24 protein-coding genes and 3 tRNA genes are annotated in these 24,320 nt (G+C 67.5%); 23 read left to right on the top strand and 4 right to left on the bottom strand.

Annotated features, from left to right (window positions below):
* Positions 1-54: 54 nt before the first annotated feature.
* The 6 genes from ACFLIT_RS02925 to ACFLIT_RS02900 all read left to right on the top strand — a co-directional run bounded on the left by ACFLIT_RS02925 (position 55) and on the right by ACFLIT_RS02900 (position 4,490).
* Positions 55-201: a hypothetical protein gene (locus tag ACFLIT_RS02925; RefSeq protein WP_479909668.1), complete on the top strand. Its 147-nt coding sequence runs from the start codon at positions 55-57 to the stop codon at positions 199-201.
* Between the two features lie 119 nt (positions 202-320).
* Positions 321-548 carry an alkylphosphonate utilization protein gene (locus ACFLIT_RS02920; protein ID WP_479909817.1) on the top strand — a complete coding sequence of 76 codons (228 nt, stop codon included), beginning with the start codon at positions 321-323 and terminating at the stop codon, positions 546-548.
* A gap of 389 nt (positions 549-937) precedes the next feature.
* Positions 938-1,022: transfer RNA gene (locus ACFLIT_RS02915), tRNA-Leu, on the top strand.
* A 155-nt stretch (positions 1,023-1,177) separates the two neighbouring features.
* Positions 1,178-2,530 (top strand): trigger factor, encoded by a 1,353-nt coding sequence (gene tig / locus ACFLIT_RS02910; RefSeq protein WP_479909816.1) that lies wholly within the window; start codon positions 1,178-1,180, stop codon positions 2,528-2,530.
* Between the two features lie 312 nt (positions 2,531-2,842).
* Positions 2,843-3,478 (top strand): ATP-dependent Clp protease proteolytic subunit, encoded by a 636-nt coding sequence (locus ACFLIT_RS02905; RefSeq protein WP_479909667.1) that lies wholly within the window; start codon positions 2,843-2,845, stop codon positions 3,476-3,478.
* 157 nt (positions 3,479-3,635) lie between these two features.
* Complete coding sequence (locus ACFLIT_RS02900; RefSeq protein WP_479909666.1) at positions 3,636-4,490, top strand: alpha/beta hydrolase family protein; 855 nt, start codon at positions 3,636-3,638, stop codon at positions 4,488-4,490.
* Between the two features lie 165 nt (positions 4,491-4,655).
* Here the strand turns inward: ACFLIT_RS02900 and ACFLIT_RS02895 are convergent, their stop codons facing one another.
* The gene (locus tag ACFLIT_RS02895; protein ID WP_479909665.1) at positions 4,656-5,366 is read right to left on the bottom strand and encodes an HAD-IB family hydrolase; all 711 of its coding nucleotides are present in this window, start codon (positions 5,364-5,366) and stop codon (positions 4,656-4,658) included.
* Positions 5,367-5,705: 339 nt separating this feature from the next.
* Between ACFLIT_RS02895 and clpX the strand changes: the two genes are divergently transcribed.
* From clpX to ACFLIT_RS02845, 10 genes are all read left to right on the top strand, one after another.
* Positions 5,706-6,980, top strand: a complete 1,275-nt coding sequence (gene clpX, locus ACFLIT_RS02890; protein WP_479909664.1) for an ATP-dependent Clp protease ATP-binding subunit ClpX — start codon at positions 5,706-5,708, stop codon at positions 6,978-6,980.
* 215 nt (positions 6,981-7,195) lie between these two features.
* Positions 7,196-9,664, top strand: coding sequence for a TonB-dependent receptor (locus ACFLIT_RS02885; protein WP_479909663.1), 2,469 nt, complete (start codon positions 7,196-7,198; stop codon positions 9,662-9,664).
* A 173-nt stretch (positions 9,665-9,837) separates the two neighbouring features.
* Positions 9,838-10,632: a tetratricopeptide repeat protein gene (locus ACFLIT_RS02880; RefSeq protein ID WP_479909662.1), complete on the top strand. Its 795-nt coding sequence runs from the start codon at positions 9,838-9,840 to the stop codon at positions 10,630-10,632.
* A 36-nt stretch (positions 10,633-10,668) separates the two neighbouring features.
* Positions 10,669-11,352 (top strand): DsbA family oxidoreductase, encoded by a 684-nt coding sequence (locus ACFLIT_RS02875; RefSeq protein WP_479909661.1) that lies wholly within the window; start codon positions 10,669-10,671, stop codon positions 11,350-11,352.
* A 309-nt stretch (positions 11,353-11,661) separates the two neighbouring features.
* On the top strand, positions 11,662-14,058 hold the full coding sequence (gene lon / locus ACFLIT_RS02870; protein WP_479909660.1) for an endopeptidase La: 2,397 nt from the start codon (positions 11,662-11,664) through the stop codon (positions 14,056-14,058).
* 145 nt (positions 14,059-14,203) lie between these two features.
* On the top strand, positions 14,204-14,494 hold the full coding sequence (locus tag ACFLIT_RS02865; RefSeq protein ID WP_479909815.1) for an HU family DNA-binding protein: 291 nt from the start codon (positions 14,204-14,206) through the stop codon (positions 14,492-14,494).
* Between the two features lie 63 nt (positions 14,495-14,557).
* Positions 14,558-14,632 (top strand) — tRNA-Val (locus tag ACFLIT_RS02860).
* A 156-nt stretch (positions 14,633-14,788) separates the two neighbouring features.
* Positions 14,789-16,636 carry a serine hydrolase domain-containing protein gene (locus ACFLIT_RS02855; protein ID WP_479909659.1) on the top strand — a complete coding sequence of 616 codons (1,848 nt, stop codon included), beginning with the start codon at positions 14,789-14,791 and terminating at the stop codon, positions 16,634-16,636.
* Positions 16,637-16,787: 151 nt separating this feature from the next.
* Complete coding sequence (locus ACFLIT_RS02850) at positions 16,788-17,720, top strand: glycine zipper domain-containing protein (protein WP_479909658.1); 933 nt, start codon at positions 16,788-16,790, stop codon at positions 17,718-17,720.
* A 216-nt stretch (positions 17,721-17,936) separates the two neighbouring features.
* Entirely contained in the window at positions 17,937-19,124 is a 1,188-nt protein-coding gene (locus ACFLIT_RS02845; RefSeq protein WP_479909814.1) for a glycosyltransferase family 4 protein, read from the top strand.
* On the opposite strand, the gene ACFLIT_RS02840 is transcribed toward ACFLIT_RS02845, so the two are convergent.
* The 3 genes from ACFLIT_RS02840 to ACFLIT_RS02830 form a co-directional block, all read right to left on the bottom strand.
* Positions 19,092-19,526: a GreA/GreB family elongation factor gene (locus ACFLIT_RS02840; RefSeq protein WP_479909657.1), complete on the bottom strand. Its 435-nt coding sequence runs from the start codon at positions 19,524-19,526 to the stop codon at positions 19,092-19,094. The genes ACFLIT_RS02845 and ACFLIT_RS02840 overlap by 33 nt on opposite strands.
* A gap of 140 nt (positions 19,527-19,666) precedes the next feature.
* Entirely contained in the window at positions 19,667-19,879 is a 213-nt protein-coding gene (locus ACFLIT_RS02835) for a hypothetical protein (protein ID WP_479909656.1), read from the bottom strand.
* 119 nt (positions 19,880-19,998) lie between these two features.
* Positions 19,999-20,075 (bottom strand) — tRNA-Asp (locus ACFLIT_RS02830).
* Between the two features lie 198 nt (positions 20,076-20,273).
* Here ACFLIT_RS02830 and ACFLIT_RS02825 point away from each other — a divergent pair.
* Genes ACFLIT_RS02825 through ACFLIT_RS02795 form a run of 7 tightly spaced genes read left to right on the top strand, consistent with a single transcriptional unit; the run spans position 20,274 to position 24,314 of the window.
* Positions 20,274-20,651, top strand: a complete 378-nt coding sequence (locus tag ACFLIT_RS02825; RefSeq protein ID WP_479909655.1) for an NADH-quinone oxidoreductase subunit A — start codon at positions 20,274-20,276, stop codon at positions 20,649-20,651.
* Positions 20,621-21,202, top strand: coding sequence for a NuoB/complex I 20 kDa subunit family protein (locus ACFLIT_RS02820; RefSeq protein WP_479909654.1), 582 nt, complete (start codon positions 20,621-20,623; stop codon positions 21,200-21,202). Before ACFLIT_RS02825 ends, ACFLIT_RS02820 begins: the two co-directional genes overlap by 31 nt.
* Complete coding sequence (locus tag ACFLIT_RS02815) at positions 21,199-21,798, top strand: NADH-quinone oxidoreductase subunit C (protein WP_479909653.1); 600 nt, start codon at positions 21,199-21,201, stop codon at positions 21,796-21,798. Before ACFLIT_RS02820 ends, ACFLIT_RS02815 begins: the two co-directional genes overlap by 4 nt.
* Positions 21,795-23,051, top strand: coding sequence for an NADH-quinone oxidoreductase subunit D (locus ACFLIT_RS02810; protein WP_479909652.1), 1,257 nt, complete (start codon positions 21,795-21,797; stop codon positions 23,049-23,051). Before ACFLIT_RS02815 ends, ACFLIT_RS02810 begins: the two co-directional genes overlap by 4 nt.
* Positions 23,048-23,383, top strand: a complete 336-nt coding sequence (locus ACFLIT_RS02805) for a nuclear transport factor 2 family protein (RefSeq protein WP_479909651.1) — start codon at positions 23,048-23,050, stop codon at positions 23,381-23,383. The genes ACFLIT_RS02810 and ACFLIT_RS02805 overlap by 4 nt, the downstream gene beginning before the upstream one ends.
* Complete coding sequence (gene nuoE / locus ACFLIT_RS02800) at positions 23,380-24,045, top strand: NADH-quinone oxidoreductase subunit NuoE (protein ID WP_479909650.1); 666 nt, start codon at positions 23,380-23,382, stop codon at positions 24,043-24,045. Before ACFLIT_RS02805 ends, nuoE begins: the two co-directional genes overlap by 4 nt.
* The gene (locus tag ACFLIT_RS02795) at positions 24,042-24,314 is read left to right on the top strand and encodes a hypothetical protein (protein WP_479909649.1); all 273 of its coding nucleotides are present in this window, start codon (positions 24,042-24,044) and stop codon (positions 24,312-24,314) included. The genes nuoE and ACFLIT_RS02795 overlap by 4 nt, the downstream gene beginning before the upstream one ends.
* Positions 24,315-24,320: the final 6 nt, after the last annotated feature.

The following is a 24,320-nucleotide window of genomic DNA, read 5'->3' as shown; positions in this document are numbered from 1 at the left end:
GGCCCTGCGTCCTATTCGATTGTGGAGCCGGCGCCAATCGTGGCCTCTGCGACCATGTCGAGACCCATCCAGCCCAACGACCTGCTCGCCGTGACGCTGCTCTGGGCCCTGATCGTCGCGGGGTGCCTGATCGGCGATGTGAGGCCGACGCACAGCGAGTTGGCCTTGGGCTGCCAGCCCGAGGCGCCGCTACGCCCCTAGCCATGGCGGCTCCCGCGCCGTAGAGCCTCTGCATGAGCGACAGCGACGACTACATCTACGACGAAGCCACGGGCGAGTGGATCAGCCCCGCCGAAGCGGCCGCCTCGGCCCAGGCCGCCATGGCGGCCAGCGCCGTCGAGGTGCGGGACTCCGCCGGCAACCTGCTTGCCGACGGCGACCGGGTGACCTTGATCAAGGACCTTACCGTGAAGGGCGCCGGCCAGACCTTGAAGCGCGGCACGGTGATCCGGTCGATCAGACTGACGGGCGACGACCAGGAGATCGATTGCCGCTTCGACGGCATCAAGGGACTGGTGCTGCGCGCGGAGTTCGTTCGCAAGCTCTGAGGCCGCCGGTCTGATCCGAGGCCCCGGCGCGGGAAAGCCGGCTTCCATGCGGCGGCTCGACGCAGACAAGCGGAAGTCGAAAGCTTCATCTTTCCGTCACGCATAGGTTGCGATAGCGTCGCCCCAGCTCTGGGGAGGGCGTTCAATGAAAACGGATGTTCAAATCCGTTCGCGCGTGTCGTGGTGGCGGCGGTTGCTGCTGCAGCTACGGCTCAAACGAGGGCGCTGCCTTTGCGGCGGGGCGCCGGTCGTGAGCTTCGGCATGTGCGACGCCTGCGCCCGAGACATGCAGACCTGGTAGACGAAGCCATCGGCCCAGCCGCGTCGGCGGCCATCCGGAAGACGGCCGCCTTGACCCCGGCCACCGAAAGCCCTTACGGCACGGGCACGCGGATGTGGCGGAACTGGTAGACGCACTGGATTTAGGTTCCAGCGCCGAGAGGCGTGGAGGTTCGAGTCCTCTCATCCGCACCAAATCGCGCCGGCCGTCTTTCGGTTTGGCGCCGGGCGGGCGCCGTGACATAAGGGCGCCTCGTTTTTTCCGGGCCTGCTGCGGCGGGCTCAAGACCCTATGGCGAAGGCGGATGGCGCGGCCCGACGAAGGCCCGGTCCGAGGATGATAAATGTCCCTGCAGATCGTTGAAAAGTCTGGCGAAGGCCTGAGCCGCGTTTACGGCGTGACCGTGCCCGCGGACGACCTGGCCGAAAAGCTGGAAATCCGCATCGCCGAGCTGGCCCCCAAGATGCAGGTCAAGGGATTCCGCCCGGGCAAGGTGCCGCCGGCCCACGTGCGCCGCGTTCACGGCAAGGCGCTGATGAGCGAAGTGCTGCAGGAAACCATCGACGAGTCGAGCCAGAAGGTCCTCGCCGACAACAACCTGCGCCCGGCCGGCCAGCCCGAGCTGAACCCGACCTCGGACATCGAGAAGGTGCTGAACGGCGGCGTCGACCTGTCGTACGACCTTTCGGTCGAGGTGATGCCGGACTTCGAGCCGGTCGATCCGAAGACCCTGTCGCTGAGCCGCCCGGTGTTCACCCCGGGTGAGGAAGAAGTCGACGAGGCCGTCGCCGAGCTGGCCAAGCAGGCCCGCACCTTCGCCCCGCGCACCGGCAAGAGCCAGAAGGCCAAGGACGGCGATCAGCTGCTGATCGACTTCCTGGGCCGCATTGACGGCGAAGCCTTCGAAGGCGGTGCGGCGGAAGACGCCGAGCTGACCCTCGGCTCGGGCCAGTTCATCCCCGGCTTCGAAGAGCAGCTGGTCGGCGCTAAGCCGGGCGACGAGGTCGTGGTGAAGGTGAACTTCCCCGACGAGTATCAGGCCGCGCACCTGGCCGGTAAGGCCGCCGAGTTCACCGTCAACGTCAAGGAAGTCCGCGCGCCGCAGGACGCCGAGGCCAACGACGAGCTGGCCCAGCGCCTGGGCCTGTCGGACCTGGCCGGCCTGAAGGACGCCCTGCGCTCGAACATCGAGCAGCGCTACGCCGCCTCGTCGCGCTTCAAGCTGAAGCGCGCCCTGCTGGACATCCTCGACGAGAAGCACGACTTCGCCCTGCCGCCCAAGATGGTGGACGCCGAGTTCGCCGGCATCTGGCAGCAGGTCGAGCAGGACAAGGCCCGCGGCGGCCTGCCGGAAGAAGACGCCGGCAAGAGCGATGAGCAGCTGCAGGGCGAGTATCGCAAGATCGCCGAGCGCCGCGTGCGCCTGGGCCTCGTGCTGGCCGAGATCGGCCGCAAGAACGACGTGCAGGTCACCGACCAGGAACTGACCGACGCCATCCGCCGCGAGGTGATGCAGTACGGCGCCCAGGCCCAGCAGGTGTTCGACATGTATCGCCAGCGCCCGGACCTGCAGGCCTCGCTGCGCGCGCCGCTGTATGAGGACAAGGTCGTCGACCTGATCTTCAACCAGGCCAAGATCGAGGACAAAACCGTCACCAAGGACGAGCTCCTGGCCGACGACGAAGTGCCGGAAGGCTACTGAGCCTGACGCCTTCGAGGCGAATGAAGGGGGCGGCGCAGCGATGCGCCGCCCTTTTTGTTTCAGAGGCTTTCGTCATCCTGAGTAGGCCGCGCAGCGGCCGTGTCGAAGGACGCACTGCGACGCCGCCTTGCGTGCTTCGACACGCGACCGCCGGTCGCTACTCAGCATGACGAGCGTTTGTGGGTTGCGCTTCGTTGTGTAGGCCGCTCACCTCACTTGCATCCTCTTAACCCACGCCCGATATCCGAGGGCGAAGGGGACGGCGTCGACGATTCGCGCCTGCCGTGCAGCGACTAAACGAAAGCCAATTTCATGCTTGATCCGATGACCGCCATGAACACCGCCATGAGCCTTGTGCCGATGGTGGTGGAGCAGACCAGCCGCGGCGAGCGCGCCTACGACATCTTCTCGCGGCTGCTGAAGGAGCGGATCATCTTCCTGACCGGCCCGTTCGAGGACGGCATGGCCAGCCTGATCTGCGCCCAGCTTCTCTTCCTGGAGTCCGAGAACCCCAAGAAGGAGATCGCCATGTACATCAACTCGCCGGGCGGCCAGGTGACCTCGGCGCTCGCGATCTACGACACCATGCAATACATCAAGAGCCCGGTCTCGACGGTGTGCATGGGCATGGCCGCCTCGGCCGGTTCGCTGATCCTCACCGCCGGCGCCGCCGGCCAGCGCATCGCCCTGCCGAACGCCAGCATCATGGTGCACCAGCCCTCGGGCGGCTTCCGCGGCCAGGCCTCGGACATCGAGCGCCACGCCCAGGACATCATCAAGACCAAGCGCCGCCTGAACGAGATCTACGTCAAGCATACCGGCCGCACCTATGAAGAGGTTGAGCGCACGCTGGACCGCGACCACTTCATGACCGCCGAGGAAGCCAAGGCCTGGGGCATCGTCGACCATGTGTACGAGACCCGCGAAGCCTCGGAAGCCAGCGCCTAGGATTGCGCTCGGGGCCGCGCTCACCGCGGCCCTGATTTTCTCATCCGCGGCTGAGGCCGGTCCCCCTGCGACGGGAAAGGCTGGCCAGACCTGGCGCGTCTTCCCCGACGCCAGCGCGGCGTCGCGCGATTACCTGGGCCGCGCCCAGGTGCGGGCGGTGGTCTGGTATCCGGCCGCCGCCGGCGTCGTGGAAAAGCCCATCACCATCGGCCCGCCCGGCGCCGAGACTTTCAGCGGCGGCCTCGCCGCGCCCGAAGCGGCCTGGGCGAAAGGCGGCAAGCATCCGCTGATCGTCCTGTCGCACGGCTCGGGCGGCACGGCGCTGCAGTACGGGTGGCTGGGATCGGAACTGGCGAAGCGGGGTTACGTCGTCATCGCCGTCGACCATCCCGGCGCCAGCGGCGGCGAGCGGGCGACGGACTCAGGCGCGAGAGATTGGTATCTGCGCCCCAACGATATCTCGGCGGCGATCAGCGGCGCCCTGGCCGACCCTGTCCTGAGCCAACGGATCGATCGCAAGCGCATCGGCCTTGTCGGCTACTCGCTCGGCGGGGCCACCGCCCTGCAACTGGCGGGCGTTCGGCTTGATCTTTCGGCGCTCGCCACGAGCGCCGGTCCCGACGCCTCCTACAGCGATATGATGGACCGTATCCGCCAGATGGGACCGGGCGGCGATGGTCGCATCGCCGCCTTCGCCCTGATCGCGCCCGCCGTCCTGCCCGCCTTCGATCTGACGGCGGAAATCCCGAGCCTGCCCATGCTGGTGGTCGCGGGTGACGCCGACGTCACGGTGAAGCCCGACGATAACGCCGCGCGGATCGCCCAGAGCGTGGAGGGCGCGCAGCTACAGCTGCTGCCCGGCGTGGCCCACAACGATTTCCTGCAGGTCTGCACCGCCGCCGGCCGCGCCCGCTACGCCGACCTCTGCAAGGAACCGGACGCCCAGCGCGAGGCGACCCATGCGCGGGCGGCGAGCCTGATCGGTACGTTCTTCGAGGGGGCGCTCAAGTAGCTGAAGCTTACAATCCGCCTTCCTCGGCCTTGTGCCGAGGACCCCTGTGTCCGCCGCTGCTAAGGCCGTTCGAGAGGCGCAGCGTCGCCGTTGACAGGGCCCCTCGGCACAAGGCCGAGGGAGGCGGTCTTCGAGATTCCTGCGCCGGAGACGCCGCCAATCCCCTCAGGCCGGCTTGGCCCTGAACACCCGATAGCCCTTCTCGTCGGCGATCTTCAGCATGTCGCGGTCGCCGGAAGTGTCGCCGTAGGCGGCGGCCAGGCGCACGTTGGGGCCGAATTCGCTCTGCAGGCGCAGCACCTTCTCCTTGCCCCGGCAGTTGGGGCCGAAGAGGGCGCCGGTGGCGCGGCCGGCGTCGTCGAAGGCCAGGGCCGAGCCCAGCAGGGTGTCGGCCCCAAGGCCACGCGCGAAGGGGGCGACCAGGAAGTCGGGCGAGGCGGTGACGATCACCAGCTTGGCGCCTTGGGCGCGCCAGTGCCTCCAGGTGGCCACGGCGTCTGGCCGCAGCAGGGCGGGGGCCTGTTCCTTGGCGAAGCGGCGGGCGTCTTCCTCAAGCTCCGCTCGGGTCGCGCCGCGCAGGAACTCGCGGGCGGCGGCGGCCTTCAGCGTCCCCCGGTTGTGATGCACGAGGTAGGCCGTGACCGCGGGGGCGAGGCGCGCGAGGCCCAGGGCGTAGCGGACCGGGCCGGCGCGCCATTTCAGGAAGGCGGTGAAGCTGTCGTGGGTGGTCAGGGTGCCGTCGAAATCGAAGGCGACGATGGTGTCCTCGGGCAGCGGCTCGGGCGTCACGGAGGCCGGGCCGGAGAATCCCGTGCGCCGGCTGTGGGGTCGTCTCGTCATCTCGTCCATCCAGGCGGAAGATTCGCCCTTCGTCATCCGTCGCTCCTTGCCAGAACCGCGCGCCGCCGTCTCGGCCTCACGTTGAGGAACGTGTGGGAAACCTGCGCCGTTTCGCCTCAAAGACGCGGCGTCTTGTCCCGCTTCGTCACGGACTTATCTAAGAAGCCAACGATGACTTGGCGCCCGCCGGTGAGGCGTCCTGTCGCGATCCGCCGTAAAAAGCACAGGCAAAGCTTGTGGTCCCGGGGCGGATCGGGGAATGTCAAGGATTAGACAAGACCCGCTAGGTATCCTGCAAAACCGGTCGCAGGAGCGTCCGTCGGGTCAAGCAGCAGCAGGGCGAAAGCCGGGCCGCTGCGCAGCGTGAGAGGCGATATGACCAAGGCCGCCAGTGGCGACACCAAGAGCACCCTCTACTGCTCCTTCTGCGGAAAGAGCCAGCATGAGGTGCGCAAGCTGATCGCCGGGCCCACCGTGTTCATCTGCGATGAATGCGTCGAGCTGTGCATGGACATCATCCGGGAGGAGCACAAGATCTCCTTCAAGACGTCCAAGGACGGCGTGCCGACCCCCAAGGAGATTCGCGAAGTCCTCGACGACTACGTGATCGGCCAGGACCACGCCAAGAAGGTCCTCGCGGTGGCGGTGCACAACCACTACAAGCGCCTGAACCACGCTCAGAAGAACAACGACGTCGAGCTGGCCAAGTCCAACATCATGCTCGTCGGTCCGACCGGCTCGGGTAAGACCCTGCTGGCCCAGACCCTGGCGCGCATCATCGACGTGCCCTTCACCATGGCCGACGCCACGACGCTGACCGAAGCCGGTTACGTCGGCGAGGATGTCGAGAACATCGTGCTGAAGCTGCTGCAGGCCGCCGACTACAACGTCGAGCGGGCTCAGCGCGGCATCGTCTACATCGACGAAATCGACAAGATCAGCCGCAAGTCCGACAATCCGTCGATCACCCGCGACGTGTCGGGCGAAGGCGTGCAGCAGGCGTTGCTGAAGATCATGGAAGGCACCGTCGCCTCCGTGCCGCCGCAGGGCGGGCGCAAGCATCCGCAGCAGGAGTTCCTGCAGGTCGACACCACCAACATCCTGTTCATCGTCGGCGGCGCCTTCGCGGGCCTGGAGAAGATCATCTCCATGCGCGGGCAGGGCACCTCGATCGGCTTCGGCGCCAAGGTGGCCGATCCCGAGGAGCGCCGGACGGGTGAACTGCTGCGGCTGGTCGAGCCCGAGGATATGCTGAAGTTCGGCCTGATCCCGGAATTCATCGGCCGTCTGCCGGTGATCGCCACCCTGGAAGACCTGGACGAGACGGCGCTGGTGAAGATCCTCACCGAGCCGAAGAACGCGCTGGTGAAGCAATACGCCCGCCTGTTCGACATGGAGAACGTCGGCCTGACCTTCACGGACGACGCCCTGGGCGCCATCGCCCGCAAGGCCATCGCCCGTAAGACCGGCGCGCGGGGCCTGCGCTCGATCATGGAAGGCATCCTGCTGGAGACCATGTTCGAACTGCCGACCTTCGACGGCGTCGAGGAAGTGGTGGTCAACGCCGAGGTCATCGAGGGCCGGGCGCAGCCGCTGCTGATCTACGCCGAGAAAGCCAAGTCGGCCGGCGACGGTAAGGCCTCCGCCTAAGCCGTCTCGCAGCTCTGAAATCAGGCCGGCTGGGTTCGCCCAGCCGGCCTTTTTCTTGCCGTCGATCTCCGCAAGCCTCTGACGAACATGGACGAATTGCCAAGGCTGCAGAAAATCTGCGGATGTCGGCAATCAAACTAGATTTAGCCGATAGGAATTATAGCTATCCCTGATGACGCGCCAACGAGCGCACTCGCAGAACAACGGGGCTAGCAGTGACCTTCCGACTTTCGGCCAACCAACGCCGCACCGCCGCGCGCGCCGCGCTTCTCGGCGTTCTTCTGTCTTCCGCGGCCGGCGTCGCGTTCGGCGCGGAAGTCGCCGCCGCGGCCGACGCCGCCGTCGAAGCCGCCGCCGACGACCAGCCCGGCACGGTCGACACGTTGATCGTGACCTCGCGCCGCCGTGAGGAAAGCGCTCAGGAAGTGCCGGTGGCCATCACGGTCGTGGGGGGGGAAAAGATCGACGCCACGGGCGCCTTCAACGTCGGCCGCCTGCAGCAGCTGGCGCCGACCATCCAGTTCTATTCGTCGAACCCGCGCAACACGGCGGTGAACATCCGCGGCCTCGGCGTGCCGTTCGGCCTGACCAGCGACGGCTTCGAGCAGGGCGTCGGGTTCTACATCGACGACGTCTATCACTCGCGGGTGGCGACGGCGACGTTCGACTTCCTCGACGTGGCGCAGATCGAGGTGCTGCGCGGGCCGCAGGGCACGCTCTACGGCAAGAACACCACCGCCGGCGCGGTGAACATCACCACCAACCAGCCGACCTTCGATTTCGAGGGCAAGGCCGAGGTCTCGGTGGGCGACTATCAGTTCAAGCAGTTGAAGGCCGCCGTCTCCGGTCCGCTGACGGAGACCATCGCCGCGCGCATCGCGCTATCGTCCACCAGCCGCCAGGGCGCGATCTACAACGTCACGAGCCGTCAGCATGTGAACGGCCAGGACAACCTCGGCATCCGCGCCCAGCTGCTCTACAAGCCGAGCGACGACCTCGCGGTGACGCTGGCCGCCGACTACAGCGCGCAGGACGCCGAATGCTGCGCCCAGATCTACGTGCGCACCGGGGCCACGCAGCGCCCGTTGAATCGCCAGTACGCCGCCCTGGCTGCCGCGCAGGGCTACACGGTGGCCAGCACCAATCCCTACGACCGGGTCACCGACGTCGACGCCAACCTGAACGCCGGCAACAAGATCGGCGGCGTTTCGGCCCGCGCGGTGTGGAATGTCGGCGGGGGAACCCTGACCGGCGTCACCGCCTGGCGCTTCTGGGACTGGCAGCCGGAGAACGACCGGGACTTCCTGGGCCTGTCGATCGTCTCGAAGTCGCAGAACCCCTCGCAGCAGGACCAGTACTCCGCCGAGCTGCGCTACAACTACGAGGGCGAGCGTTATGACTATGTGGTCGGCGCCTTCGCCTTCAAGCAGCGCGTCGACACCCAGGGGACCGAGGAACAGGGCCCGGCGTCCAGCAAGTGGAACATCACGCCCAGCAACGTCCTGTCCAACGACCCGAGCGTGCTGAACGGCCTGGTGGCCAAGAACACGCAATGGCTGGAGGCGACCAGCTACGCCATCTTCGGCCAGCTGAGCTGGAAGGCGACCGACCGTCTTACCCTGCAGCCCGGCCTGCGGCTGAACTACGACGAGAAGTCGGGCTACTATCAACGCCTGGTCTTCGACGGCGCGGGCGATCCGGTCCTGCTCGGCGCCGCCGGCGCGGTGCGGGCGGCGCAACTGGCGGTGTTCACCCCGCAGCTCAGCGCCCCGAGCTTCAACGACACCAACATCAGCGGCGACTTCACCGCCAGCTACGACATCAACCCCGACGTCCACGCCTACGCGACCTACGCCAAGAGCTTCAAATCGGGCGGCATCAACCAGAACGGCCTGCCGACCGACGCGGCGGGCAATCCGCTCGCCTCCGCCGGCACGATCAAGCCGGAGGACGTGAACCACTTCGAAGCCGGCCTGAAGACCCAGTTCTGGGAGCGCCGCGCGACGCTGAACCTCTCGGCCTTCCGCACCGACATCAAGGACTATCAGGCGACCGTGACCAACGGGCAGCTCGGCGTCCTGCGCGGCTACCTCGCCAACGCCGGCAAGGTGCGCACCCAGGGCTTCGAGTTCGATTTCTCCGTGCGTCCGAACTCGCGCTTCAGCGCCTATGTCAACGGCGCCTACACCGACGCCAAATACCTGAAGTTCGTCGACGCGCCGTGCCCGCCGGAGCTCTCGGGCGGCACGACCGTGGGCGCCGGTCAAGTTGCGAGCGCCCCGGGCACGCCCGGCGGCCTGAGCCCGGCCAACTGCGACATCTCCGGCCAGCGCCTGCCCGGCGTCTCGAAGTGGGCGGCGTCGTTCGGCGCCGAGGCCAACCTGCCGACGACCTTCCTGTCGCGGGAAGGGGAGGTCTACATCGGCTATGACGGCAACTATCGCTCGGACTTCTCGTCGAACCCGTCGCCCTCGGCCTACACCTGGGTGGACGGTTACACCCTCTCGAACTTCCGCTTCGGCTTCCGCACGCTTGACGGGCTGAACCTGTTCGGCTGGGTGCGTAACGCCTTCGACCAGGATTACATGGAGCTGCTGGCCGTCGGCCCGAGCAACACCGGCCTGATCGCCGGCCAGCCCGGCGACCCGCGCACCTACGGCGTCACGCTGAAGGCCGCGTTCTAGATGTCCATGGGCGGCGGTCCGCCGCCGGTCCGAGGTTCCTCCCCGGAACACTGCGCCGCCCATCGATCGTCCGCTGGATCGGACGGCAGGGCGGCGCAGCTGTTTTCACGCCGCCGCGCATGACAACGGCCGAAGCGCCTGCGACAATCCTGACGGGCTGAATGGGGGGGATCATGTGGCGTAGGAGGCTGGCGGCCCTGGCCGTCGCGGCGATGGTGTCCGGCCCCGGCGGCGTCGCGCATGCACAGGCGTACAAGGCGTCGCCGCAGGAGCAGGCCGACCAGAAGGTCGTGCGGGCGGCCCTGGAAGGCGGCTTCGCCGCTCGTCAGGAGAACCGGCCGAAGCTCGAGACGGTCATGGCCCACGCGCCCGCGAGCTATCCGCGTCGCGAAGTCGTCGGCGACACCATCGTGCTGCGTCAAGACGGAGGAGGAGGCGGGGCTCAGGCCCTCGGAGCCCTGATGGGGGAGGTCGCGGCGCAGGACAAGGGCGGACCGAAGAAGCGGGCCATCGTGGTGGACAACACCTATGGCCTCGCCGCGATGATGCTGGGCTCATTCGCGGTGGAGGATCGTGATTTCCGGGGCGCCATCGGCTGGCTGGACAAGGGCTTGGCGCTGCAGCCCGACAACTTTCTGCTCGCCAGCGAGAAGGGGCAGGCGCTGGCCGCCATCAAGCGGTTCGACGACGCCTTGGTCGCCGTCGACAGCGCCATCGCGGCCAATCACGATGGATTGGATTTCCACGGCAAGGCCCTGATCACCCGAACCCGGGGCTTCGTGCTGATCGAGCTCAACCGGCTGGACGAGGCGGAAGCCGCCTATAAGGAAGCCTTGGTGCTGGAGCCCGACCATGCGGGTGCCAAGGGCGAGCTTGAGTATATCGCGAAGCTCCGGCGCGGGGCGTCCCCGACGGACTACACGCCCGCTCTCCAGCAAGGCGGCCAGGCCGCCACGGGCGCACCTTAGTGCTATAGCGCTCGTTCCGAGTGCTTCGAGGCTTCCATGACCGCCAAGACCCTGCGTATCGACTTCGTCTCCGACATCGCCTGCCCCTGGTGCGTCATCGGCCTGGGCGGGCTGGAGGAGGCGCTGCGGCGGCTGGACGGCGAGATCGAGGCGGAAATCCACTTCCAGCCCTTCGAACTCAATCCCGAGATGCCGGACGGCGGCGAGAATATCGTCGAGCACATCGGCAGGAAGTACGGCTCGACGCCCGAGCAGTCGGCGCAGAACCGGGCGATGATCAAGGCCCGTGCGGCCGAGGTCGGTTTCACGATGGCGATGAGCGACGCCAGCCGCATCTACAACACCTTCGACGCGCACCGCCTGCTGCACTGGGCGGGCCTGGCCGGCGGCGGTCAGCAGGCGCTGAAGCACGCCCTGTTCGAGGCCTATTTCACCGAGGGCAAGGATCCGGGCGATGTCGATACCCTGGTCGAGGCGGCCGAGGCGGCGGGTCTCGATCCCTGGGCGGCGCGCGAGGTGGTGGTCGACAATCGCTACGCCGCCGAGGTGCGGGCCGCCGAGGGCGAATGGCGGCGCGCCGGCATCACCGCGGTGCCGTCGGTGATCGTCAATCAGAAGTATCTGATCCAGGGCGGCCAGCCGCCGGAGGCCTTCGAGGACGCCCTGCGCAACATCGCGGCGGCCGAAGGCGAGGCCGACGAAGCGCCTCCCGAGGGGTGAGGGGCGGGCAGGGCGTGTCGCCCCGGCCACAGTGGGGCGAGGGCGGATCGTGCAAGGCCAAGCTTTGTTTCGGCAACAGCCGTGCCGAGCGCCACGCCGCGACGACCAAGCCTCTCTAGCTTAACCCTGTTTTCGCGGCCCCATGCCGCATCGTGGCGGCGTCGCTTGAACGGCGTGGCGAACAATCCACATTATACATCGAGTTCCGCCCAATGCCGGGCGGACGGGCCGTCCGACTCAGGCGCATCGTCTGTAGTGACCACGGCTCGCGAAGGGGCCGGCCTTATCTGGCGGCCAGGAGTGATTAGAATGTCGGATATCCGCACGCTTCCGGTGTTGCCGCTACGGGACATCGTGGTGTTTCCGCACATGGTGGTGCCGCTCTTCGTGGGGCGCGACAAATCCGTGCGGGCGCTTGAAGAGGTGATGAAGGGCGACAAGCAGATCCTGCTCGTCACCCAGAAGAATTCCGCCGACGATGATCCCGCGCCGGAAGACATCTTCGATGTCGGCGTGGTCGCCACGGTGCTGCAACTGCTGAAGCTGCCCGACGGCACGGTGAAGGTGCTGGTGGAAGGCAAGGGGCGCGCCGCCGTGCTGCGCTTCACCGACCGCGACCTCTACCATGAGGCGGACATCTCGGCGATCGCCGAGGACGACGGCTCGGGCCACGAGGCCGAGGCGCTGAGCCGCGCCGTGGTCGAGCAGTTCGAGAGCTATGTGAAGCTCAACAAGAAGGTGCCGCCGGAAGCCCTGGCCGCGATCCCCGCGATCGCCGAGGCCGGCAAGCTGGCCGACAGCATCGCCGCGCACCTGTCGGTGAAGATCAACGACAAGCAGCAACTGCTCGAGATCTTCGACGTCGTGAAGCGTCTGGAGAAGGTCTTCGCCCTGATGGAGGGCGAGATCAGCGTGCTGCAGGTCGAGAAGAAGATCCGCTCGCGCGTGAAGCGCCAGATGGAGAAGACCCAGCGCGAGTACTACCTCAACGAGCAGATGAAGGCGATCCAGCGCGAGCTGGGCGAGCAGGACGATCAGCGCGACGAGCTGATCGAGCTCGAGAAGCGCATCAAGAAGACCAAGCTTTCCAAGGAAGCCCGGGCCAAGGCCGAGGGCGAACTGAAGAAGCTGCGCAACATGAGCCCGATGTCGGCCGAGAGCACGGTGGTGCGCAACTACCTCGACTGGCTGCTGTCGATCCCGTGGGGCAAGGCCAAGGCCAAGAAGATCGACGTGGCTGAGGCCGAGCGCATCCTCGACGAAGACCACTACGGCCTGGAAAAGGTGAAGGAGCGCATCCTCGAGTACCTGGCCGTGCAATCGCGGACCAACTCGCTGAAGGGCCCGATCCTCTGCCTCGTCGGCCCGCCCGGCGTCGGCAAGACCTCGCTCGGCAAGTCGATCGCCAAGGCGACCGGCCGTGAGTTCGTGCGCCTGTCGCTCGGCGGCGTGCGGGACGAGGCCGAGATCCGCGGTCACCGCCGCACCTACATCGGCTCCATGCCCGGCAAGGTCGTGCAGTCGATGAAGAAGGCCAAGGCGGTCGATCCGTTCTTCCTGTTCGACGAGATCGACAAGATGGGCCAGGACTACCGGGGCGACCCGGCCTCGGCCCTGCTGGAGGTGCTCGACCCGGCGCAGAACGGCGCGTTCAACGACCACTACCTGGAGGTCGACTACGACCTGTCGCAGGTGATGTTCGTGACCACGGCCAACAGCCTGAACATGCCCCAGCCGCTGCTGGACCGCATGGAGATCATCCGCATCCCCGGCTACACCGAGGCCGAGAAGGTGGAGATCGCCAAGCGCCACGTGCTGCCGAAGCTGATGAAGGACCACGGTCTGAGCGCCGCCGAATTCGTCGTGCCCGACCAGGCGATCCAGGACCTGATCCGCTACTACACCCGGGAAGCCGGCGTGCGGTCGCTGGAGCGGGAACTGGGCGGCCTGGCCCGCAAGACGGTGCGCGACCTGGCGCGTGAAAACGTCAAGTCGATCACCATCGACGACGCTCGCCTCGCCAAGTACGCCGGCGTTCGCAAGTACCGCTACGGCGAGACCGACGAGGTGGATCAGGTGGGCATCGTCACGGGCCTGGCCTGGACCGAGTTCGGCGGCGACATCCTGACCATCGAAGCCGTGAAGATGCCGGGCAAGGGCCGCATGACGGTCACCGGCAACCTCAAGGACGTGATGAAGGAGTCGATCTCGGCCGCGGCCAGCTATGTCCGCGCCCGCTCTCTGCAGTTCGGCGTCAAGCCGCCGGTGTTCGAGAAGACCGACATCCACGTCCACGTGCCGGACGGGGCCACTCCGAAGGACGGCCCCTCGGCCGGCGCGGCGATGGTCACGGCCATGGTCTCGGTGCTGACCGGCATCCCGATCCGCAAGGACATCGCCATGACCGGCGAGATCACCCTGCGCGGCCGGGTCACCGCCATCGGCGGCCTGAAGGAGAAACTGCTCGCGGCCCTGCGCTCCGGCATCAAGACGGTGTTGATCCCGCAGGAAAACGAGAAGGACCTCGCGGACGTGCCGCAGACGGTGAAGGACCAGCTGGAGATCATCCCGGTCTCCACCGCCGACCAGGTGCTGGCCCATGCCCTAACCGGCCCGCTGACCCCGGTGGAATGGAACGAGGAGCTCGAGCCTCTGACCCCCGCCAAGCCGGGTGAGCCGGACGCGGGCGGGATGGTCACCCACTGAACGTGGTTGATGAAGACTGAAGCGTTTTCAGACTAATACGCGGCGCGGAGCAATCCGCGCCGCGTTCGTTTGACGTGCGCCGTATAGAGACTTAAGCCTTTCGCCGCGAAGCGGCGTCAGCATCTTGCAGGAACGCCGCCGTCAAATGGCTGGGAGACCATTAATGACAAAGGCCGAACTCATTACGGCTATCGCCGACAAGGCGGGACTGAACAAGACGCAAGCCAAGGACGCCCTGGAAGCCTTTATCGACTCCGTCACGGACTCGCTGAAGGGCGGCAAGGAAGTGCGTCTCGTCGGCTTCGGCAGCTTCGTCCCGGTATCCCGCGCCGCCGGCACCGCGCGCAACCCGCGCACCGGCGAAACGGTCAAGCGTCCTGCCTCGAAGACCGCGCGCTTCCGCGTCGGAGAGGGCCTGAAGGGCGCTTTGAACTAGGAGTTCCGATCCACTAAGATCACGCCGGGGCGGCGCCGCGAGGTGGCCGCCCCTTTTCATTGAGGGCGGCTAGCTCAGCGGTAGAGCGTCTCGTTTACACCGAGAGGGTCGGGGGTTCGATCCCCTCGCCGCCCACCAGCCTTCGCGCCCCAGGGCGCTACGGCTCGGCAAGCCATGCACGCGCGAAGGCTGCCGCGCCGTAGCGTGGCGATCTTGGCGAAGGGCGTATCCTTCGCCGCCGGACAGGAGCACGTTGGGACACCGGACGCCCATCCTGGGCCGAGGTCTAGGATCATGATCGATCGCAGGCAGGTGTTCTCGGGTCTGGCGCTGTCGAGCCTGGGTGCGGGCGCGGCCCTCGGCGCGCCGCCCGCGACCTCCGACATGGGCGCGCGGATCGACGCCCTGATCGGCGACATGGCGCGGACCGAACATGTCCCCGGAGCGTCCTTCGTCGCGGTGCGCGACGGCGAAGTGGTCCATGCCGCGGCCTTCGGCCTGCGCGATCGGGAGCGCGGGCTGGCGGCCACGCTCGACACCCTGTTTCCGATCGGCTCGGCGACCAAGCCCTTCACCGCCATGGCGGCGGGCGTTCTGCAGGACAGGGGCCTCCTGAGCCTGGACGACCACCCGCGCAAGCATCTGCCGTGGCTGCGCCTGCGGGATCCCGAGGCCGACGCCCGGGTGACGATCCGCGATCTGCTGAGCCACGTCACCGGCCTGCGCGCCTACGCCGACCTGGCGGCCGAGCCGGGCGTGCTCACCCGCGAGGAATACGTCCGGGCCGCCGTCGCGGCCCGGCCGGAATATCCGTTCCGCACCCGGTTCCAGTATTCCAACGCCGCGATCACCGCCGCCGGGATGCTGATCGGCCGGGTCGGCGGCGGACCCTGGGAAGAGGTTGTGGCCCGCGAGGTGCTGCGGCCCCTCGGGATGAAAACGGCCTTGGCCAGCCTCGACACCCTGCCCAGCCAGCCCGATCACGCCACGGGCTACCTCTACGCCGCGACGACCCAGGACTGGCGGCCCGTCCCGCCGCCGAAGAGCCTGACCGTCATGGGCCCCGCCGGCGCCATCGCCGCCTCGGCCAACGAACTGGCGTTGTGGCTGAAGGCCCTGACCCGCGGCGGGGCGCCCCTGGTTCGGCCGCGCACCTTCGCCCAGATCGTCGAGCCCCAGATCGCCATCAGCGCCGACCTGGCCTACGCCCTGTCCTGGGCCGTCTACGGTTGGAACGGCATGACGGTGATCGAGCACAATGGCGGCTCGCAAGGCATCTGCGCCCTGATCAGCTGCATTCCCCAGGCGCGCACCGGTTTCGCCTTCCTGGGCAACACTTCGCCCAACGCCCTGACGCGCATCGCCTCGCTGGGGCCGCTGATCTATCCGCTGCTGCTCGGCGCGGAGGCGGGGAGGCCGGGCGCCGCTTCGCCCGTCCGTCCCAGGATCGGCCTGCCGCCGGCGGCCTCGACGGCCGAACGTTCGCCGCCGCCGGCGCCGGATCTCCCGCTTGGGCAGGTCCTGCAGCGGATCGCCGAAGCCTCCGGCCAGGCGGACGCGATGATGCGCCGCCGCACGCTCGTCGCCCGCGGCGAGAAGCGCTACGAAAATCAGGGGGTGACCGCGACGCTGACCCTGCGGGCCGCGGAGCCGGCCAGCCACGAGGAGCTGGAGGTCTGGCGGGCGGCCGGGCGCGAGATCGGCTGGGTGCGCGGCTACTTCGATGGTGAGAAGGGCGGCCAGGAAACCACCTTCGGTCAGGATGGGCTGAACGACACGGCGGCCAACGCCGCCATGCGCCGCGCTTACGACTTCCGGGCGCTGGCGAACCTCGCCGCGCTCTATCCGAACCTCGCCCTGGCCGGGACCGGCTGGGTCGGTGACCGGCCGGTGCTGCGCCTGGCCCTCCTAGGGGCGGAGAAGGTCGGCGAACAGCTGAGCGTCGACCTCGACACCTGGCGGGCGGTCGAGCTCGTCAGCGCCGGGGTGCGCACCGTCTATGACGACTACAGGCTGGTCGACGGCGCGCCGCTGGCGCATCGCTGGGAGATTCACGATCCCCTCGGCCTGACCGAGATCGCCTGGAGCGAATTCACCTTTGACGCCGCGCTCCCGCCGGGAAGCTTCACGGCCAAGCGCTGAAGTTCCCCCGAATCCGCCTTCGGCGAGGCGACGCCCGAAGCCGACGCTCGATGTCGCCTGCAACCTTCGCTTCGAGGGGCGCGTTTTTCGGACCTAACGTGGAGAAACCGGCGGGGACGGACCGGACGATCCGCAAGTTTCGGAGCACGCCATGAAGAACGTCTCGCTTACCCTGGCCCTCGCCGCCGCCACGGCGCTGTCGGGCCTCGCCCCGGCCTTCGCGCAGAGCGCCTATCGCCAAGTGCGCGACCCCTACGCCGACGCCCAGTACCAGCGCGATCTCGACGCCTACGCCGCCCAGCAGGAGCGCTATCAGGATCAGCGCAACGCCTATGACAACCGCGTCGACGCCTATCGCGACCGGGTCGACAACTACGCCAACGACCGCGCCGCCTATGAATCCCGCCGCGCTCAGTACATCCGCGACCGCGACGCCTACGACCGCCGCTACGGTTTCGGCGCCTACGACCGGCGCTATCCGATCTATTACCGCGACTACTCGCGCCCCTGGGTGGAGCGTTACGGCGCGCCGACCTACGCCTTCGACCAGCGCCGCGACTCCTATCTGCGCGATCGCGACGCCTACGACCGCCGCTATGGCGCCGGCGCCTACGACCGGCGCTATCCGGACCAGTACCGCCAGTTCGGAGCCTATGACGCCGGCGGCTACGGCGTGAACACCGCCGCCAGCGTGCCGACCTGCGATCCGAGCCGCAACACCGCCGTCGGGGGGCTGCTGGGCGCCCTGGCCGGCGCCGCGGTGGGCTCGAACGTCGCGGCCCGCAACGCCCGGACGGAGGGCGCGGTGCTAGGCGCCGTCGTCGGCGGCGCCGTGGGGGCCGGCATCGGTCGCTCGACCGCCAAGTGCGACGCTTCCGGCTACTACTATTCCTACGACCAGACCTCGGCCTATCGCGAGGCGATGGAGGACCGCCGCAACGGCAGCGGCCGTTACGACTACGACTACTACACGCGCCAGCGCTGCCGTCTGGCCCCGGCGCCGACCGACTACGCCGGCCGCACGGAAAACCGCTATGTTCGCGTGTGTCCGGACAGCCAGGGCCGCTATCGCATCACCGGCTGATCGCCTGATCGCGTAAGGTTGCGGGCGCGGATCGAAAGGTTCGCGCCCGCTCTTGTTTCGTCCCGGCAGACTCGGTCACTATCTACCGTCACAATTCGCCCTAGGTCGGCCGTTAGCCACGATCGGAACCCGGTCCTGCTTCCGAGCCTTATCGGTGCTGTAGGGCGCTCGGCGCAGTAGGTGAGGAGCATCAGCGTGGCGTTTGAGCCCTACGATCTGGATGTTCTCTATCGGTTCCAGGATGCGCTGGGGAGCGGGCGACAGGCCCGTCTCATCGACACCACCATGCTCTACGCGCCCCGCAGCGGCGGGGTGAAACGCTACATATCGGCCAAGCGCGCCTGGCTGGCCGCGCACCGGCCGACCGTGGCCCATACCCTGGTCGCCCCCGGTCCGAGGGACGCGCATGACGGCCATGGCGAGGTCTCGATCTACGCCGCGCCCCTGCCGTTCGCCGACGGCTATCGCTGGCCGGTGTCGACGGCGAGCTGGACCGAGCGGCTCATCCGCCAGCGCCCAACCCTGATCGAGGCGGGCGATCCTTACACGCCCGGCCGCGCGGCCCTGAAGGCGGGCGACCGCCTCGGCGTGCCGGTGGTGGGATTCTGCCACACCGACCTCGGGGCCCTGGCCGCCCTGCATATCGGTGAATGGGCCGAGCAGCCCGTGCGCAAGCGCTGGGCCGCCATCTATCGCCAGTTCGACCGCGTGGTCGCGCCGAGCCGCTACATGGCCGAGCGCCTGATGGCCGCCGGTGTGGACGACGCCGTCGCCCTGCCGCTCGGCGTCGATATCGAGACCTTCGACCCGCGACGGGCCGATCGCGAAGGCCTGCGTCGCCGCCTGGGACTGTCGCCGGACAAGCGCCTGCTGGTGTTCGCCGGGCGACCGGCGCGCGAGAAGCGTATCGATGTGCTGGTCGAGGCCGTGGAGCGACTTGGCGCGCCCTACCGTCTGCTGCTGATCGGGGCCGGCGCGGCGGCGACCGAGCCTTCCGACAGGGTGATCCGCATGGACTACACCCGCGAGCCGGCCGACCTGGCGGGCCTGCTGGCCAGCTGCGACGCCTTCGTGCACGCCAACGACGCCGAGCCGTTCGGCCTGATCGTTCTGGAGGCCATGGCCTGCGGGCTGCCGGTGGTCGGCGTCGCCTCGGGCGGAGTGGCGGAATCGGTCGACGCCAGCGTCGGCATGCTGGCGAACCGCTCGACGGGCGCCGCCATGGCAGAGGCCATCGACGGCCTGTTCCAGCGCGACCTCGCCGAGCTTTCGCTGGCCGCGCGCGAGCGCGCCGTGCGCCGCCACGGCTGGGACGCGGTGTTCGAAACCCTGACCGGCGTCTACGCCGACCTTAGCGGCGACGAAGCCTTTCTAGACGCCGGTGAAGCCCTGACCGCCCACTGAGCGGGTCACGGCCACGATCCGCATCAGCCGTTCGCCGAAGCCGTCGAGCTTCGGCCAGGACACGAAGTCGCCCGGCGTGTGCCCGACCATTTCCGCCCCGACCGGCGTCAGCACCGAGATGCGGCCCGCCGAAAGGTCGGCCTCGGCCGGGTAGACCAGGCTGACCGTGCGGCGCGCGCCGGTCTCCGGATCTTCCAGCTCCACATTCGAATAGAGGCCGATCACGCTGTCAGGCGCCAGGTGGTCCGGCTGCACCTCGGCGCGTTCGATCTCAGCGCGCAGAATCTGGGCGCCGGGGCTGAAGGCGCCGCCATGCCGCGCCAGATGGGCCAGCCGCTCGGCGTCGGTCTGGCTCAACACCAGCGGCGCGGGCTCGGGAACGGACTTGGCGCGGGACGACATACCGTCCCGGTCCTGCGCATATCCCGCCTCGGCGTGTCAATTCGCTGCGGTTTCCGGCATTGTTTTGTAACTTTCCGGCGAGAAGGCGGAATTTCGAACGCCGATCTCCAGCAATCTTGCGGCGCGGGAGCGCGCGGGGGTCAGGCCTCGGCCGCGCCATCCTCGGCAAGCCCATTCCGCGCCGCGCTCATCAGGCGGCGCAGTTGATCGCGCACGCCGCGGCCGGACAAGGTGCTGTCGACCATGTCGTAGCGCTCCTGGCGCAGGGCCGCGCGGACCTCGGTGATCGTCCGGTAGCCGCCGCTGGCGGCCAGTTCGAAAGCGCGTTCGATGGTGGTCTTGCGATCCGGCATTTGGGTCTCCGCCGGTGTTTCTGGCGGATTTTTGGATCGCGGATTGTTCGCTTGCCGACATTGCCGGGCTTCAGGCGCGGAAAATCGCTGCGCGCCGATCTGAAAGGGGGAGGGGAGAGTGGCGCGAATGACGGGGCTCGAACCCGCGACCTCCGGCGTGACAGGCCGGCGCTCTAACCAACTGAGCTACATCCGCACTCTTCAGTTCTCCCGGGGGAGAACCTCGCTGCAATCGCGAGGGGCGTCTGATAGGTCCGGTCGCGTCCGGGGTCAAGCGCCTTCACGAAACTTCTCACAACCCCTTATTTGAGAACGATTCTCAAGGTTCCACGGGGTTTGAACCTACCGCGGCCATGGGCTATCAAGCGCCGATTCAGCAAGGCCTCCTCCCCACATGAACGCCTTTCTTCTAGAGTACCTGCCCGTCGTGATTTTCCTGGGCATCGCCGCCATCATCGGCGTGGTGTTCATCGTGGCCGCCGCGCTGCTGGCGCCGAAATCGCCCGATCCCGAGAAGCTCTCGGCCTATGAGTGCGGCTTCAACGCCTTCGACGACGCGCGGATGAAGTTCGACATCCGGTTCTATCTGGTCTCGATCCTCTTCATTATCTTTGACCTGGAAGTGGCCTTCCTGTTCCCGTGGGCCGTCAGCCTGATGAAATTGCCGCCGGCGGCGATGCAATTTTCGTTCTGGTCGATGATGACCTTCCTCGGCGTGCTGACCGTCGGCTTCATCTACGAATGGAAGAAGGGCGCCCTGGAATGGGAGTGATCGTTCCCGCCGGTTCGGCCGGCCGCTCGACGGTCGAGGGTTACGACCCGAAGCTGCATGACCCCTTCTTCGACGGCATGAGCGATCAGCTCGCCGACAAGGGCTTTGTCACGGCCGCCGCCGACGACCTCATCACCTGGGCCCGCACCGGCTCGCTGATGTGGATGACCTTCGGCCTGGCCTGCTGCGCCGTCGAGATGATGCAGTCGGCCATGCCGCGCTACGACCTGGAGCGTTACGGCTTCGCGCCGCGCGCCAGCCCGCGTCAGAGCGACGTGATGATCGTGGCCGGCACCCTGACCAACAAGATGGCTCCGGCCCTGCGCAAGGTCTACGACCAGATGCCGGACCCGCGCTACGTCATCTCCATGGGCTCGTGCGCCAACGGCGGCGGCTATTACTATTACAGCTATAGCGTCGTGCGCGGCTGCGACCGCGTGGTGCCGGTCGATATCTACGTGCCGGGCTGCCCGCCCACCGCCGAGGCCCTGGTCTACGGCGTGCTGCAGCTGCAGAAGAAAATCCGCCGCACGGGGACGATCGAACGATGAGCGATCTCGAAGCTCTCGGTCAGTCGATCGTCGCCAACGCGGCCGGCGCCATCACCGCCGCGCATGTGGCGTTCGGCGAGCTGACCCTGCTGGGCCCGGCCCACCGCGTGGTCGAGGCCCTGACCTTCCTGCGCGACAATCCCGAGACCCGTTGCCAGGAACTGATCGACCTCTGCGGCGTGGACTATCCGGACCGCCCGCTGCGGTTCGACGTCGTCTACCACCTGCTGTCGGTGACCAAGAACCATCGCCTGCGTCTGAAGGTGCAGACCGACGAGGACACCCCCGTGCCCAGCGCCACGCCGGCCTATCCGGTGGCCGACTGGTTCGAGCGGGAAGCCTTCGACATGTACGGCGTCTTCTTCTCCGGCCACCCGGACCTGCGCCGCCTGCTGACCGACTACGGCTTCCACGGGCATCCTCTGCGCAAGGACTTCCCGATGACCGGCTATGTCGAGGTCCGCTACGACGACGCCCTCAAGCGCGTGGTCTACGAGCCGGTGAAGATCACCGAGTACCGCGCCTTCGACTTCCTCTCGCCGTGGGAAGGCGCCGACTACGCCGCGCTTCCGGGCGACGAAAAGGTGAAATCATGACCGGCGCCGCTTCGCCCGCCGAGGCCACCGACTTCTTCCGCGACGCGCCGACCACGGACGCGCCGGCCGTTGGCGAGACCCCGGTCCGCAAGTTCAACATCAACTTCGGTCCGCAGCACCCGGCCGCGCACGGCGTGCTGCGTCTGGTGCTCGAGCTCGACGGCGAGATCGTCGAGCGCGTCGATCCGCACATCGGCCTGCTGCATCGCGGCACCGAGAAGCTGATGGAGGCGCGCACCTACCTCCAGAACATCCCGTACTTCGACCGCCTCGACTACGTGGCGCCGATGAACCAGGAGCATGCGTTCTGCCTGGCGATCGAGCGGCTGCTGGGCGTCGAGGTGCCGGTCCGCGGCCAGATCATCCGCGTGCTCTATTCCGAGATCGGCCGGGTGCTGAACCACCTGCTGAACGTCACCACGCAGGCGATGGACGTCGGCGCCCTGACCCCGCCGCTGTGGGGCTTTGAAGAGCGCGAAAAGCTGATGATCTTCTACGAGCGCGCCTGCGGCGCTCGTCTGCACGCCAACTACTTCCGTCCGGGCGGCGTCCATCAGGACCTGCCGGCGGCCCTGATCGAGGATATCGACGCCTGGGCCGTCGCCTTCCCGAAGATCTGCGACGACATCGAAGGCCTGATCACCGACAACCGCATCTTCAAACAGCGCAACGTCGATATCGGCGTCGTCAGCAAGGAAGACGCCTACGCCTGGGGCTTCACCGGGGTGATGGTGCGCGGCTCGGGCATCGCCTGGGACCTGCGCCGCAGCCAGCCCTACGAGAACTACGACCAGTTCGACTTCGACATCCCGCTGGGGATCAACGGCGACTGCTACGACCGCTACCTCTGCCGGATGCAGGAGATGCGGGAGTCGACCAAGATCATCCGTCAGGCCTGCAAGATGCTGCGCGGCACGCCGGGGCCCGTGATGTCCGAGGACAACAAGGTCGTCCCGCCGCGCCGGGGCGACATGAAGCGGTCGATGGAAAGCCTGATCCATCACTTCAAGCTCTACACCGAAGGCTTCCGCACGCCGGAAGGCGAGGTCTACGCCTGCGTCGAGGCCCCGAAGGGGGAGTTCGGCGTCTATCTGGTCTCGAACGGCACCAACAAGCCGTACCGCTGCAAGATCAGGGCTCCGGGCTTCTCGCACCTTGCGGCCATGGACTGGATGAACCGCGGCCACCAGCTGGCCGACGTCTCCGCCATCCTTGGCAGTCTCGACATCGTGTTCGGAGAGGTCGACCGATGAGCGCGCGCGAAGCGATCGTCCAGGCGCAGCTCGACGCCTACAACGCCCAGGACCTCGACGGTCACTGCAAGCACTTCGCCGACAACGTCGTGGTCGGCAACTACCTCGGCGAGGTGGTGCGCACCGGCATGGCCGACTATCGCGCCAACTACGAGAAGGTGTTCGCGCAGTTCCCCAGGAACCGGGCCGTGCTGCTGAACCGCATGACCGTGCGCGACACCGTGATCGACCACGAGCATGTGGATCGCGGCGACGGCAGCGCGCCGTTCCAGGTGCTCGCCATCTACACCTTTGAAGGCGACAGGATCGCCCGCGTGGACTTCGCCAAATGAGCGTTCGTCGTCTAGCAGAAGTGCAACCCGCCAGCTTCGCCTTCACGGCGGAGACCAAGGCCAAGGCCGACTGGTGGATCGCCAAGTATCCCGCCGAGCGTAAGCAGTCGGCGTCGATCCCGCTGCTGTGGCTGGTGCAGAAGCAGGAAGGCTGGGTCTCCGAGCCCGCCATCCGCTACCTCGCCGAGCTGCTGGAAATGCCGGTGATCCGAGTGCTGGAGGTCGCGACCTTCTACACCATGTTCCAGCTGACCCCGGTCGGTAAGGTCGCCTTCGTGCAGCTGTGCGGCACCACGCCCTGCATGTTGCGCGGCGCCAACGACCTGAAGGCCGTGCTTCGCGAGAAGATCGGCGAGCCGCAGCATCTGTCTGCCGACGGCCGGTTCTCGTGGGAAGAGGTCGAGTGCCTGGGCGCCTGCTGCAATGCGCCGATGGCGGCCATCAACGACTACTACTACGAAGACCTGACGCCGGAGACCCTGGCCCAGATCCTCGACGACTTCGCCGCCGGCAAGGCGCCGAAGCCCGGCTCCTATGACGGCCGTCGCGCCTCGGAGCCGAGGGACAAGATCCAGACCCTGACTGATCCGTCGCTCTACGACGGCTCGCTGGCCAAGCCGATCGTCCTGCCGAACAAGCCGCAACCGGAACCGGCGGCATGACCCTGGACGACGCCGCCTCGATCGAGAAACGCATCGCCTACCTCGATGCCGTGCGCGCCCAGGGGCGTCACGCGCAGACGGCCGGCCTTGTCGTCTGCCTCGCGGGCGTCGTCCTCCTGGCCTGGGCGGCCACCAAGGGCCCCGGAGCGACCTCGCTGGTCGGTTTCGGCGCTCTCGGCGTCATCGCCCTGGGCTGGGTGCTGCTGATTTCCGTCATCGTGGGGCGCCAGGTCTATGTGCGCCGCCATCCCTTCGATCCGAACGCGTAAGAGACC

It is taken from the genome of Caulobacter sp. HJHS_5 (assembly GCF_056683955.1).
The sequence above is the reverse complement of the archived record's forward strand: the minus strand, read 5'-3'. Positions and strand labels throughout refer to the sequence as shown.